Origin of the sequence: Pseudomonas sp. S3(2024), from assembly GCF_036861315.1 — a bacterium.
Taxonomy (GTDB): Bacteria; Pseudomonadota; Gammaproteobacteria; order Pseudomonadales; family Pseudomonadaceae; genus Aquipseudomonas; species Aquipseudomonas putida_A.
Genome location: NZ_JAZAQQ010000006.1, coordinates 127,531 through 140,623 on the forward strand (window position 1 = coordinate 127,531; position 13,093 = coordinate 140,623).

At 55.0% G+C, this 13,093-nt stretch carries 10 protein-coding genes; 8 read left to right on the plus strand and 2 right to left on the minus strand.

Annotated elements, in window-relative coordinates; all coding sequences use genetic code 11:
* The first annotated feature begins 50 nt into the window (after window positions 1-50).
* From VLA07_RS17085 to VLA07_RS17120, 8 genes are all read left to right on the plus strand, one after another.
* Window positions 51-1,334: a cation:dicarboxylate symporter family transporter gene (locus tag VLA07_RS17085; RefSeq protein WP_333989833.1), complete on the plus strand. Its 1,284-nt coding sequence runs from the start codon at window positions 51-53 to the stop codon at window positions 1,332-1,334.
* A 119-nt stretch (window positions 1,335-1,453) separates the two neighbouring features.
* Window positions 1,454-2,557 (plus strand): alkene reductase, encoded by a 1,104-nt coding sequence (locus tag VLA07_RS17090; protein ID WP_247267502.1) that lies wholly within the window; start codon window positions 1,454-1,456, stop codon window positions 2,555-2,557.
* A 32-nt stretch (window positions 2,558-2,589) separates the two neighbouring features.
* Window positions 2,590-3,333: an SDR family oxidoreductase gene (locus VLA07_RS17095; RefSeq protein ID WP_115990573.1), complete on the plus strand. Its 744-nt coding sequence runs from the start codon at window positions 2,590-2,592 to the stop codon at window positions 3,331-3,333.
* Window positions 3,334-3,402: 69 nt separating this feature from the next.
* Window positions 3,403-3,783: a nuclear transport factor 2 family protein gene (locus VLA07_RS17100; RefSeq protein WP_103367113.1), complete on the plus strand. Its 381-nt coding sequence runs from the start codon at window positions 3,403-3,405 to the stop codon at window positions 3,781-3,783.
* 59 nt (window positions 3,784-3,842) lie between these two features.
* The gene (locus VLA07_RS17105) at window positions 3,843-4,229 is read left to right on the plus strand and encodes a nuclear transport factor 2 family protein (RefSeq protein ID WP_247267505.1); all 387 of its coding nucleotides are present in this window, start codon (window positions 3,843-3,845) and stop codon (window positions 4,227-4,229) included.
* A gap of 102 nt (window positions 4,230-4,331) precedes the next feature.
* Complete coding sequence (locus tag VLA07_RS17110) at window positions 4,332-4,769, plus strand: SRPBCC family protein (RefSeq protein ID WP_333989838.1); 438 nt, start codon at window positions 4,332-4,334, stop codon at window positions 4,767-4,769.
* A gap of 124 nt (window positions 4,770-4,893) precedes the next feature.
* A complete protein-coding gene (locus VLA07_RS17115; RefSeq protein WP_333989840.1) occupies window positions 4,894-5,571 on the plus strand; it encodes a dTMP kinase in 678 nt (225 codons plus the stop codon).
* Window positions 5,572-5,953: 382 nt separating this feature from the next.
* The gene (locus VLA07_RS17120; RefSeq protein WP_333989842.1) at window positions 5,954-9,856 is read left to right on the plus strand and encodes a hypothetical protein; all 3,903 of its coding nucleotides are present in this window, start codon (window positions 5,954-5,956) and stop codon (window positions 9,854-9,856) included.
* Between the two features lie 181 nt (window positions 9,857-10,037).
* Here VLA07_RS17120 and VLA07_RS17125 read toward each other — a convergent pair whose 3' ends face one another.
* On the minus strand, window positions 10,038-10,553 hold the full coding sequence (locus tag VLA07_RS17125; protein ID WP_027611930.1) for a cupin domain-containing protein: 516 nt from the start codon (window positions 10,551-10,553) through the stop codon (window positions 10,038-10,040).
* Window positions 10,554-10,686: 133 nt separating this feature from the next.
* The gene (locus VLA07_RS17130; protein WP_333989844.1) at window positions 10,687-13,089 is read right to left on the minus strand and encodes a TonB-dependent receptor; all 2,403 of its coding nucleotides are present in this window, start codon (window positions 13,087-13,089) and stop codon (window positions 10,687-10,689) included.
* Window positions 13,090-13,093 lie beyond the last annotated feature (4 nt).

Consider the following 13,093-nt stretch of genomic DNA (forward strand, 5'->3'; position numbering starts at 1 on the left):
TAGCAACTGCGAATAGACGCAGACCTTTCATTCCAACAAGAAGGCTAGACATGAAACGTATTCCCTTGGTGTGGCAAATCGTTGCCGGGCTATTGCTTGGCGTGCTTGCAGGTTGGTACTTCAATACGCATCCGCACTATCAGACATGGGTGAGTACGGAGATCCTCAAACCGCTCGGTGACATCTTTATCAAGATGATGAAGATGGTGGTTGTTCCGATCGTGTTCTGTTGCATGATTTTGGGGATCGCGGGCGGCGGTGACAGCAAATCGTTCGGCCGTATGGGGGTGAAGTCGCTCGGCTACTTCTTTGCGATTACCGCGCTGGCCATCGTCATAGGCCTGTGTTTTGCCAACCTCTTCGAACCAGGACGAGGAACCGATATTTCAGGCCTTTCGCATGGCGCTGCATCGATCACGCTTGAGCCGTCCAAAGGGGCGTTGGTGATTTTGCAGAACATCGTTCCAGACAACGTGATAGTGGCAATGTCAGAAGCGAAGTTGCTGTCGGTACTGTTCTTCGCTGTGCTGTTGGGGCTGGCGTTGAATGCTTTGCCCAAAGACAAAAGCGCGCCATTTATTGCGGTTGTTCAGAGCCTTTCCGATGCGATGTTCAAGGTGGTTTCCATTGTGATGGCCTACGCGCCGATAGGGGTGTTTGGCATGATCGGCGCGACCGTCGCGACGTTTGGTTTTGCCTCGCTGCTGCCGCTGCTCAAGTTGATTGGGGTGGTGTATCTGGCGCTGATGGTGTTCGCTTTGGTGGTACTGGGTGGCATTTGTTATTTGATTGGCGAAAACATCTTCAAGTTGATCCGCTACTTCCGTAATGAGTTGATTCTGGCGTTTTCCAGTGCCGCCTCAGCCGCCGTCATGCCGCAACTGATGACCAAACTGGAAAGCTACGGTGTACCGCGTCGGATCGTCAGTTTTGTGGTGCCGGTGGGGTATGCGTTCAATCTCGATGGCGCATCGATTTTTCTCGGTGTGGCGACCATTTTTGTGGCGCAACTCTATGGGATCGACCTGTCTCTGTCACAGCAGATTCTGTTGGTCGTGACGATGGTACTGACCTCGAAGGGCGCCGCAGGTGTGCCTGGGTTTGCAATCGTGATCTTGTCAGCCACCTTGGCCTCTGCCGGTCTTCCGTTGGAAGGTGTGGCATTGATCGCCGGCATTTTCAGGATTATCGACAGCGGCACCACCACGCTCAATGTACTGGGCAATGCGATTGCGCCGCTGGTTATCAGCAAGTGGGAGAAAGTCGCACTAGAGCCCTCACGAACGGGTTATACAGACGACCACCTGTGTGACCAGGTGCAACGCTGCCGGTAACAGTCGTGAACACGATGGCAGCTTTTGAAACAGCATTATCACCAGCAAACGCCTGCTGACAGAGGGGCGTATTTTTTTAACCTTCCACTAGACGACCGGTCTATTCAGTCGAGGATTTTATGAAGGCTAACACGTTTGATACCGATCTTTTTTCGCCCATGCAAATGGGCGCACTCCAATTGGCTAACCGAATTGTCATGGCACCTGTGACACGCAGCCGAATGGCCGAAGACGGCGTACCGAATGAAATGCACGCGACTTACTACGCCCAGCGCGCCAGTGCAGGCTTGATCATCGCCGAAGCGACCAATATTTCTCCCCAGGGGCGGGGTTACGCCATGACCCCGGGTATCTGGTCGGAGGCACAGGTAGCTGGCTGGAAAAGAGTCACTGACGCGGTGCACGCGGCGGGCGGCAAAATCGTCAGTCAGTTGTGGCACGTGGGGCGCTTTTCGAGTGTCGAGCTACAACCCAACGGAGAAGCGCCAGTAGCGCCTTCGGCGATCAAGGCCGAAGGCAGCACCTACACCGAGAAAGGCTTTGTCGAGGTGTCGATGCCTCGCGCACTGGAAACCTCGGAGATCCCTGGAATCATCGAGCAGTACAAACTGGCCGCAGAGAATGCCCGGCGAGCTGGTTTCGATGGTGTGGAAGTGCATTCCGCCAACAGCTATCTGCTTGACCAGTTCCTGCGCGATTCCACCAATCAACGCACTGACCCATATGGCGGCTCCATCGAGAACCGGGCTCGACTGACGCTGGAAGTCACCGCCGCCGTGATTTCGATCTGGGGGAGCGATCGGGTCGGTATTCGCCTCTCGCCAGTTACACCCGATGCCGGAAATACACCTCCCGACAGCAATGTCATGGCGACTTACGGTTACCTGATTCAGCAGCTCAATCAATTCAATCTGGCTTATCTGCATTTTGTCGAAGGCGCCACGGCGACCTCCCGCACGGTCCCGGAAGGCGTGGATCTGGACGCGCTGAGTGCGCAGTTCGAAGGGCCATTCATTGGCAATAACAACTACGACCTGCCGATGGCGCTAGAGCGTCGTGCGCAGGGGCGGATCGATGCGGTGGCGTTTGGTCGTTTGTTCATTGCCAACCCCGACCTCGTGGAGCGCTTGCGTCGCGGGATCGAGCTCACCATCGCGCCACGCGAGAGTTACTACGGCGGCGGTGCCAAGGGTTACATCGACTGGCCAACCGCGAACGCCTGAACGACGGCATTTATCGATAAGAGGTAATGAGCATGAATTATCTGCATAACAAAGTAGCGATCGTTACCGGCGCGTCTTCCGGCATCGGCGCCGCCACCACCCGCGCGCTTGTCGCCCAAGGCGTGCGCGTAGTGGCCGCTGCACTGGATGAACAGGGTCTGGAAAGCTTTGTCGCCGAGTTGCGGGCGGGCGGTAACGAAGTGGTCGCTTTTACCACCGACGTGACTCAGGCGCATCAGACCCAAGCGCTCGCGCAATTTGCGCATGATACCTACGGCGCCGTAGACATTCTGGTGAACAACGCCGGGCTGATGCTTTTTTCCAACTGGGTCGACCTGGCGGTACAGGACTGGGAAAAGATGATCGACGTGAATATCAAAGGCTACCTCAACACTACGGCGGCGGTGCTGCCTTTCATGCTGGAGCGCAAGTCCGGGCAGATTCTCAATATGGACTCTGTTGCCGGTCATCAGGTCGGACCGGCGGCGGGTGTTTACAGCGCAACAAAATTTTTCGTTCAGGCCATGACCGAGTCCATGCGCAAGGAGCTCGGTGTGCAGCACGGCATCCGCGTCAACACGGTCAGCCCGGGTGTCATCAATACCGGCTGGGCCGACAAGGTCAGTGATCCTGAAGGGCGCAAGGCTGCCCAAGCGCTCAACCGAATTGCCATCGCCCCCGACGACATCGCGGGAGCCGTGATTTACGCGCTCAACCAACCGGAAAACGTCACCGTCAACGACCTGATCATCTCGCCGACGCGCCAGGATTGGTGACTGTTTACCGAGCCTCGTCCGTAAACCTTCCTTGCTTTCTTCAGCCATTTACTAACTCAGGAATACCTCATGTCCACTTCAACTTATGTTCAGGAATACAACGCAATCGTCGACGTGCTCAGCCAGTACAACGAAGGTGGTGCCAAAGCTGACAGCGCCTTGATGAAGCCCGCCTTCAACCAGCAGGCCACCATGTTCGGGGTCGACGACGGCAAGCTCGTCGGCGGTGCGATCCAGAACCTGTACGACGTCATTGATAACGCGTTCCGCCCGTCTCCGGAAGCGCAAGCAGCGATCGTTCGTATCGACATCGTAGGCACGGCAGCCAGTGCCCGGGTCGATACGGACAATGTTTCAGGATTCCGTTTCACCGACTTCTTCAACCTGCTGAAGGTTGAAGGTCAGTGGACGATTGTCAGCAAGATCTACCACACCCACCCAAGCGCCTAAGCCGTTGAATGCAATTGGCGAGGTGCGTCGCGCCTCGCCCTTACTGGAAGGAGAGACACATGTCGAAGAACATCAAGGCAGTACCCACCGCTGAGTACAACGCTGTCATCGCCATTGCCAATCAGTATGTTGAAGGGCTGCGTGTGGGCAGTGCACAGAGCGTTGCGCAGGCGTTCCATAAAGACGCTGTGATGTACGGATTCACCAATGGTGAACTGCTGGGCGGCCCGATCAGGAATCTGTTTGATTTCGTAGAGAAGAACGGCGATGCCCCGAACATCATCACCCGACTCGACGTACTGGCGATCACGCCAACCACCGCCGTGGTTCGTGTCGATATGGAACAGGATGCAATCGGCGCTGATTACAACGATTACCTGACCCTGATCAAAATCGACGGGGCCTGGAAGGTCATTGCCAAGGTTTATCACCAATTCGCAGGTTGAGCGTCTTCCGGTCCTGTTGATCCATACCGGGACCGGATTTCATCCACCTCTGACGTGCGCAGAGGTCAGGTTCGAAAACAGTTGATTTTGAGGGTGTACACGATGTCGATGGTTGAGTTCTCCGCTGTCCTGGACAGCGACATAGCGCACGCCTGGAGCGTGTTGAAGAGGTTCGGTGAGATTGGTAAATGGCATCCCTCCATTTTGGAAAGCAGCATTGAGGGAAACCAGCCCGATGGATTGGTTGGCTGTATTCGCAAACTCATATTGATCGATGGTGCTGTGGTCAGAGAGCGTCTTTTGTCGGTCGATGATCGCAATACGACGCTGTCTTATCGCTTGGAGGAGGCGCCGTTACCGCTGGACAACTATGTAGCTACTGTTCAATTAGCCTCGCTGACTGGGCAGTCAAAGACGTTCATCCGCTGGTCTGCAAGCTTCGATCTGCAAGATCTCAATACTGCCGAACACTATGAGGCGCTCGTTAGAGGACTGATCGTGGACGGCCACAACAGTCTCCAGTCATTTCTCCAGCAATAAGCTGAGGAGGGCGGTGAAGTAGGGTGAGGGCAGGGCTATGCCATTGGAAATGACAATTCAGCCACTGTGGAATGCCGGGAATGCGGTTAGAGTGAACCTCCATAAATCCATCGTTATGTGAACAATGAATCGTCCGCTGTTTGTTTCTCTGGATGGGCCCAAAGGCACCGGCAAAACCACACTGTTGGAGGCCGTTACGAAAGTGCTGAGAGCCGGCAACAAGAAAGTCATCCGGCTTTGCGAGAGAAAAAGCGATCCTTTCCGGGGTGAAACCATGGCCCTGATCAACACGCTTGCCAGAAATCCTTCTCAGGATCTGGAATGGGCTGTGTGCCAGCGCCTGGCTGATAGTCGGCGCTGGATTTCCCGACACGTACTGACGCAGCAGCCGCTGGACAGCATCATCCTGATCGATCGCTGGTATCCGTCAGATGCCGCGTTTCGCCGATCTATCCCGTTTGCCGAGATTCTCCAGTTGAACCTGGATCGAGATGTGCGCGTGCCTGACCTGCATGTTGGCGTCGTCACCGACCCGGACATTTCATGGGCAAGGGCTGCAACGAGATCGCGAGGATTGGGCGGCACTGTGATTCAGAAGTACGCAGAGCATGTGGCATGTACGGAGATGTTCGAGCAAGCGGTCAAGGAGCACGGTTGGGTTCTGTGCCGTAATGAGGGAACAATCGAAGACGCTACGGTGCAGGTGGTTTCTGAGATATATAGAGTCCTTCGATGCGCCGTAGGCGAAGTTCGCTGCGCCAGCCTTGATGCGGTTGCGATAGCCGTAGATATAGATCGTTAGCAGGATCGAAGGGGGAATTTGTCGCCGTAGCGGTAGTTGGCTGATGCTTTGATTTGGGTATCTTTCATCGCGAGGCTTTCCGGATGGGCCATACAGACGGTTCGAGCGTCGATTGCCGGAGCCGGGGGATTGAGTTGGCTCAAAATGGGATTGGGGGATTGGTAGCTTGAAAGTACCTTTGGTAGAAGTTCTGTCCTGACACATTATTTAACAGAGTAGGTCGTTTCGCTGGGTGTTGCGTTTACAGTTCATGCCTCAAGTGCCCGGTTTTCCTAGGCTTGTGAGTCCAGTTCGTGGCCTACAATGAAAAAGCTATGTTGCACGTCTAAGTCCGCGCTCTGTTGCAAATAATTTGATACATGATTGAAAGAGACGCCAAAAAATGGAATTTCCAGGGTTAACAGGGCAATTGTTAATTGATCCAGAGCTTTGGAGTGCGACCCGATCAGGTGCACGGGCCGGTCGGGGTTTCCGATATCAGGACGCGGTAGCCGCTTGGCTCGCCTCAGTGGCGTGGAGTGGCGAAGCCACTTGGACGCGGCTCATTCCGGAAGGTGTCGACGACCTTACCTTGCACGGACCTGAACTTGAATTTAGAGCCCAGCTCAAGGCTAGGCATGATCCTCAGGGTGTCTTCTCCCAAGCCGAGACGGCAAAACATCTCGCCAAGAGTGCTAAGGATCTACCTCACGATTGGCTTGAATCCAATCGGGTGAGATTAGCGCTGGTGCTAGAGCGACCGCTTGAAGGTATTCAACCTACGGGTTGGATAGTCACGCTTGCCGAAAGTGACCAAGATCTGACGAAATTCGGAAGGTTTTTGGCAGAGGCCTTAGGGCAACCCGAGAACGGTGTGGTCGAGGCTTTACTAGCGCGCACCCACCTGGTGATCGAACCCAATCCGTTAGATCGTGGCTGCGCTGCTCTCACCAGTGCATCACTATCGCCTGCGGGTGTGCGGCTGGTGCTCCAACAACTTCGCGAACAGGCTGGGAAAGCATCTGACTCCAACTACTCAGCATCGAGCGAAAAACCAGAGACGTTGGACCGAAGCGACGTGCAGACGCGTATCGATGGAGTTCAAGGGATAATTGATCCTATCGGCTACGTTGCTTTGACAGATGGCCTCGCAGAGATTGCAAATTTCAGCGAACCTATGCCGGCTGGAGCCTTCTACCAAGGTGTCAACGTGGCACCAGGGCACGTCGGGGCCGGCCTTGTGTTTGCTCGGCCGGAGTTGATGGCGGACATTTTGACCGGTCTTGAGGCAAAGCGATTTACATTGGTCGCGGGCCCATCTGGTGCGGGAAAATCAGCACTTGCCTGGTTGTCGGCTCACCATACACGTCATGCCGTGCGTTGGTACCGCATTCGGGAGCTGCAGGTTTCCGATGTAGCAAAACTTGTTCAGCTCGCGAAACTACTCGAAGCGAGCCCTGAGCGCCCCGTCGGTTTCGTCGTTGATGATGTGGGCCGTCAGGAGACGGCAGGATGGGACGCGCTCGTTCGGGAAGTGGAGGCTCAGGCAGGTCTGCTTACGATTGGGACGGTGAGAGAAGAGGACATCTTTCTTCTCTCATCTGCAGCTCGCACGCCAACGATCCGCCCCAAGCTCGATGAGAGCCTGGCATACGGAATCTGGAAAGCCCTGCAAGCTTCCAGCCCAGTAGCGTTCAGTCACTGGCAAGAGCCTTTTGAGCTAAGTAATGGTCTGCTTCTCGAGTACACCCATCTGCTAACTGCAGGGGAGCGCCTTGAGGAGACGATTCGTGAGCAGGTGCGTCGTCGTCTTGCTGAAGACCGCGGCGATGAGCTGATGATTCTAAGGACCATTTCTTTTGCTGCGGCTCAAGGGGCAGCGATAGATCCAGTTCGACTTCGAATGCTTTCTGGAATGGATGAACCTCGCTTTGCAAAGCTGCTTCAGCGTCTGGTCGATGAGCATGCGGTGCGCGCCAAGCCTGATGGAGCGCTTACGGGGTTGCACGAGATTCGTTCGACATATCTGGACGGAGCCATCCGAGATCTTCTTGGTGAAGCTCGCAGTCGGGCAGTTACAGCGGCTGCTGAGACCCTTGCGAGCGATACGTTTGCGCCTTTCATCGTCAGAGTCTTGCGACAATGGCCTGAAGAGGAAGCAGCGATGTTGGGAGGTCTCGTTGCTCGACTAAAGTCAGAAGAAGGGCAGTGCTGGCCCCCTGTTCTTCATGGACTCGGTCTCGCAAGTGCGGATCGAGTTGCAGAAAAATGGCTGAAAATCTCTCGCTCAGCAGATATTGATGACCGCTTAAGCGGGTTCACTTTTATGTTTACTCTTGCGAGTGTGGATTTCGGCGATGAACCGATGTTTGCCAAACCGAAGATAGCGCACGCCTCCTTCTCGAAAGTTGATGTCGCCGATCTTCGTAAAATATTGATCGAGATGGCAAAAGACGCTTGGCCGACCCAACTAAGTGTTAGTGAGACAGCTGAGCTCGCGGCTACGCTGTTGCCAATTGCCGGTTGCAAATCACCGCCGTCTATCAGGTGTCTTCCAAGTGGTGACTTGTCTGAAGCGCCCCTGGAAGATCTTCTAACTCTTCTCATCACGCTAAGAGAAGTAGATTTAGATGCTGCGCGGACCGTAGTCGATATGTCCGGGGGTACAACCGCTCTTATTAGTCGTTTGTACAATGAGAGGCCTTGGGTAACTCGCCCTGAAATCGGAGAGTCCGACGGCATGCTCAGTGTGACTGGGTACGTCCGTTTCGTTCATCCAGAGGTTCAGCCAGATCTGAACGAGGAGGTCGTACGCCTTTGCACGGCCATGAGCGCTGTGATACCTGATGCCGAGCTCCTCATCGCAGACGCGATTTTCAGCGACGGCAGTCCCGTTGGATATGGTGAGCACTCTCAGAACTCCAAACGTATGCCGCGGCATGCAGTGATTGCTCCGGCACGTATTGCCTGGAATCAGGCTGAAATTCGAGCGATCAATCGTTTGGTTGCTGCGCCGACCGAAACCCAGCGAACAACGGACTTAGCCGTCGCTGTCAATGAGCTTGGAGTCAAGCTGAGGGAGGCGGGGGATTTCTACTGTCGGATGGAAACTCCGGGAGCGAAGTGGAAAATGCTTCTACAGATTCGGGACTGGCTCACCACGTTCATTCAACCTCCGAGTATCAATGAATCGCTCACTGGACCTCTATCGGTAGGTAACTTGAGTGAAAGTGACAAACTTCATGACTTTGTTACAGGTCTGCAGCGGCTGATGACTGAGCTCACTGACGGTGTTTCGGAAAAACCGAACCTTATGGCTGCCCGGACAGCTAGCCTGGTGCGCGACGCAGAGTTATTACACCGCCCAGAGTTATGGCGCATGACTAGCGAGCCTCCGCTGGAAATGTTGGTTCAAATAGCCGATACGCTTCGGCAGATACGCGCTGTACTTGCCGACGCTGCTATAAATCCGGAGCAACGCGGTCAGTCTGCAAGCCGTTTTCGTACCATGAGTCGTCGCCACTCAGTTCTACGTCGCGCTGCGGAAGATGCGTTCCAAAGGGCTGATTCATTGACATCCGCTCGCCGAGAACAGATACGGCTCGCTATGGCGGACAAGGGGTTGGACGTCGAAGTGTATTCGCGTAGTCAGCCTGAAAGCAGTGGTGCTCAATGGCCAGATGCTGAGTTTGCTGTTCTCTTGAAGGTTGAGACCCTTTTTGATTGGTTAACCACGGAGGAGTCTTTCTCCGCAGTGGCAGCAGCACTATCGCCTCAAGTAACCGTTAGCTACGGAGCGGTAATCAATGGACGCTTAGCTCCTATGGGCATGACTTTCATAGTTTCGTTATTTCCCGACGCTACCTTCGCTGACAAATGGAAAGATAGCGTACCGTATTCTCCGATAATCGATGAAGACTTAAGGCTCTACGATGAGGCTTTGGAGGCCATCGGAGCTATGTCGGCAGCTTGCGCAGAATCAGGGCGTGAGATGAACGCCAAAGAGCTTGAGTTTGTAACCATCATGATGGAACGATGCGGGCGCAGTATGGAGTGCATAGCGACGAAGTTAGAAGGTTCTGCAGATGATGTACTTATCGACGTAGCAGGTTCTCTCAGTCGTGTGTTCAGTCGTTTTCAAAACGAGCTAGAAAACGAAGTGGCTGAAACAGTGGCGTCCGATTTGTCCGCTAGCCTTCGTGGGACGATGTCAGATCTGATGTATGAGGTTCTAGGCATTCGTTTAGCGCTTATGGAACGTGCTGCGCTTCAATTAGGTAGCAGCGATGTTCAAAGCATTCGTTAGGGGGGGGTGAGCTCAGGCAGGGCTTTCATAACAGTTCCATCCAGACACATGGTTTAACATAATATACATTACACGTAACAAGATATTTCAGGGTTAGCCCGGTTGCACGCCAGATTTCAATCCAGAGTTTTACCCTGAGTCCTCTTTTCAAAACCTCAGCCTTGCCTGCAATTGGCGACCTTCAATCAGCATCCCGCGTCAGTTTTTCAATCAGCATCCGGTGCTGTGGAAATTGCGCAATCAGTTTGCGTCGATCACCCATCTCCATATCCGCAAAATCAAATCCCGGCGACACCGCTTCGCTGATCAATCCAAATCCATGTTCTCCCTCGAGCAGTCGCGAAGCTTTCCAGATTCCGCCAGGCACGTGCATTTGCAGATGCTGTCCCGCCAGAATGTCGTTGCCCATTACCAGCGTTTCCAGCGAGCCGTCAGCATGGATCATGCTGTACTCGATGGGATCGCCCAGATGGAAAAAATGCACAATGTCGGAATGATTGAAATGAAACTGGCCCACTGGTGATTGCTCGGTCAACAGGTAGTAAATCGATGTCATCAGGTACCGTGGGCCACCGACGGTATCGAGCATCTCTCTATGATCGGCCTGATAGGTTCTGCGAAAATAACCGCCTTCCACGTGAGATTGCAGATCCAGCGCCTGAATCAAGGCCTGTGCGTTTACTGTGCGTTGAGACATGGTCTGCTCCGGTGGATGGCGGCGTATTTTACGATAGCTCTACTAAACGGCTATTTAGTGTAGTTAACAGAAGATCACTGAATTTCGAAGATTTTACCCTCCTTTTAAGCGCGCACTTGTTTAACAAAGCAAATCAGAAATCCACCGTTGCTGATAGCAGATAAGTCCTCGGCGTCGAAAGCGTCAAACCGGGTTCGCTGTCATCTGATGCGCCCGCCGAACTCCAATAGCGTTTATCCAATACGTTCTCGACATTGGCGCGTACGGTGATGGTCTTGTCGTCCAGTTTAAAGGCGTAGCGCGTCCCCACGTCGAATCGCTCCCATGAGTCGATTTCCTTCTGGTTGGACTGATCCAGATACTGCGAACTCGAATAGATTCCACGGCCTGTCAGCGTCAGCCCCTGCATATTGGGTACATCCCACTCTGCGCCGAGATTGACGTTGTATTTGGGTGTCGCGGGCGCGCGGTTACCGTCAAAGGTTCCATTGGTGGTCTGGGTCAGTTCGCTGTCGATGTACATCACGCCGCCGAGCAATCGAAACCCTTTGAACGGCTCGCCGAACACACTCAACTCCACCCCGTCGTTCTGTCGTTTGCCGTTCGGGCCGAAGACTCGTGTCGAGGCGTTGGTTTCATAAGCAGGCTGTTTGATCCTGAACACAGACGCTGTAAGCGCATACGAACCCGCGTCATATTTGGCCCCGACTTCGACTTGTCGGCTGATAAAAGGCGGGAAGATTTCATCCTCGTTGATCGACGTCGATGGCGCAATTTTCCCTTGGCTGAGGCCTTCCATGTAGTTGGCGTAGAGCGAGAGCTTGTCCGTCGCCTTGAACAGAATGCCGCCGGATGGCGAGAGTTTTTCTTCGTCATAGGCTGTGTCACCCTTCACATCATCGCTCCAGTCGTCGACTTGAACCCTCTGCCAACGGGTGCCAAGGGTCAGCTGCAGGCGATCATCGAAGAACCCCAGCGTATCGGACAGTGCTACGCCGCTGAAGCGGTTTTCCGTGTAGACCTTGGCGTCGTAGCGTGTTGGCGTGCGCGGCTTTGCGGTTTCCACCGGGTCATACAGATTGCTGCGCCCCGCCGCATACCGCGCGCCACCATTTTCGAAATCCATGTAGAAGTAGCTGGCCGCCAGATTGACCTCGTGGCTGACTGAACCGGTATGGAACCAGTTGCGCACACCCGCCGTGGCAGTCCGGACATTTTCGTCACGGGTGAAGTCCCGCGGTTGAACGCTGAAGTCGCCGGCGTCGTTGGTCACCGACACCGCATGCCGAAGGAAATCGTGGTTACTGTTACGGGCGCCGACGCCGCCATACAACATGACCGAATCGCTGACGTCGAACTCGCCATTGAGCGTGCCAAACGTATCTTTGGTTCGCGCCTGGCTCCAGGGTTGCGCGTAGTTGTCGCGCACATCATCAGCATCCGGAACTTTCGCGTTTGCACCGACCTGCACACGTTCTTGCGGTGCATCGGTATCGCGCTCGGTGTGACCGATATCGGTGGAAAGCCGCAGGCGCTCACCGCGAAAATCCAGGCCCAGCACTGCCATGTCGCGATCGACGCTCTGGTGATCCCATTCAGTGTCACCCGATTGTTTGACGCCGTTGAAACGCAGGCCGAACTGGTTGTCCTCACCAAAGCGACGGCCGATGTCGACGGCGCCGCCGAGCTGATTGTTCGAGGCGTAACTGGCCGTCAGCGATGTATTCGGCTGATCGCCGGCGCGCTTGGGCACCACGTTGATCCCCCCTCCTACACTGCCCCGCGGCGAAATCCCGTTGATCAGTTGGCTCGGGCCCTTGAGGATGTCGACGCGCTCGGCCATTTCCATGTCAATCGTGTAAGTGGGCAGAACCCCGTAGAGCCCGTTGTAGGAAACATCACTGTTGAACAGGCTGAAACCGCGGATGGTGAATTGCTCATAACGGCCGCCTGCCGGGTTCGTCGCACGCACCGAAGGATCGTTGGCGATCAGATCGCCCAGAGTGCGGGCCTGCTGGTTTTTCACCGTTTCGCTGGTGTAGGTGGTCATGCTGAACGGGGTCTCCATGAAATCCCTGGAACCCAGCAGTCCTTGCGAACCACGGCGCGCCACCTGGCCACCGGCAAAAACCTCGGTATCCGTGCCACCCGTCGATCCAAGAATCGAAGTGGGTGCCAGTTCCAGACTGCCGCCGTCCGGCGCAGGAATGACTGTGTAAGCGCGGACGCCCGCCGGTTGCAGCTGTAGACCGGACCCCAGCAACAACCGGGTAAAGCCCTCCTCCACGCCAAACTCACCCGACAGACCATTGCTGTTGCGCCCGCTGACCAAGGCCGGATCTACCGACAGATTGACTCCGGCCAGTCCGGCAAAACGGGTCAGCGCCGCACCCAGGCTGCCGGCAGGCACCTGATAAGCGCGGCGGTCGGCGCTTTCCGCCCAACTGCTGGGGATCAACAGGGGGCTGGCACTCAGGCTCAACAAAAGGCTCAACTGCAACAACGGACGCAAACGACCTGGAAATACTGCAGGCATAGGA

Coding starts and splice junctions, on each gene's coding strand:
- VLA07_RS17085 (WP_333989833.1), top strand. CDS start 51: ATGAAACGTATTCCCTTGGTGTGGCAAATCGTTGCCGGGCTATTGCTT.
- VLA07_RS17090 (WP_247267502.1), top strand. CDS start 1,454: ATGAAGGCTAACACGTTTGATACCGATCTTTTTTCGCCCATGCAAATG.
- VLA07_RS17095 (WP_115990573.1), top strand. CDS start 2,590: ATGAATTATCTGCATAACAAAGTAGCGATCGTTACCGGCGCGTCTTCC.
- VLA07_RS17100 (WP_103367113.1), top strand. CDS start 3,403: ATGTCCACTTCAACTTATGTTCAGGAATACAACGCAATCGTCGACGTG.
- VLA07_RS17105 (WP_247267505.1), top strand. CDS start 3,843: ATGTCGAAGAACATCAAGGCAGTACCCACCGCTGAGTACAACGCTGTC.
- VLA07_RS17110 (WP_333989838.1), top strand. CDS start 4,332: ATGTCGATGGTTGAGTTCTCCGCTGTCCTGGACAGCGACATAGCGCAC.
- VLA07_RS17115 (WP_333989840.1), top strand. CDS start 4,894: ATGAATCGTCCGCTGTTTGTTTCTCTGGATGGGCCCAAAGGCACCGGC.
- VLA07_RS17120 (WP_333989842.1), top strand. CDS start 5,954: ATGGAATTTCCAGGGTTAACAGGGCAATTGTTAATTGATCCAGAGCTT.
- VLA07_RS17125 (WP_027611930.1), bottom strand. CDS start 10,553: ATGTCTCAACGCACAGTAAACGCACAGGCCTTGATTCAGGCGCTGGAT.
- VLA07_RS17130 (WP_333989844.1), bottom strand. CDS start 13,089: ATGCCTGCAGTATTTCCAGGTCGTTTGCGTCCGTTGTTGCAGTTGAGC.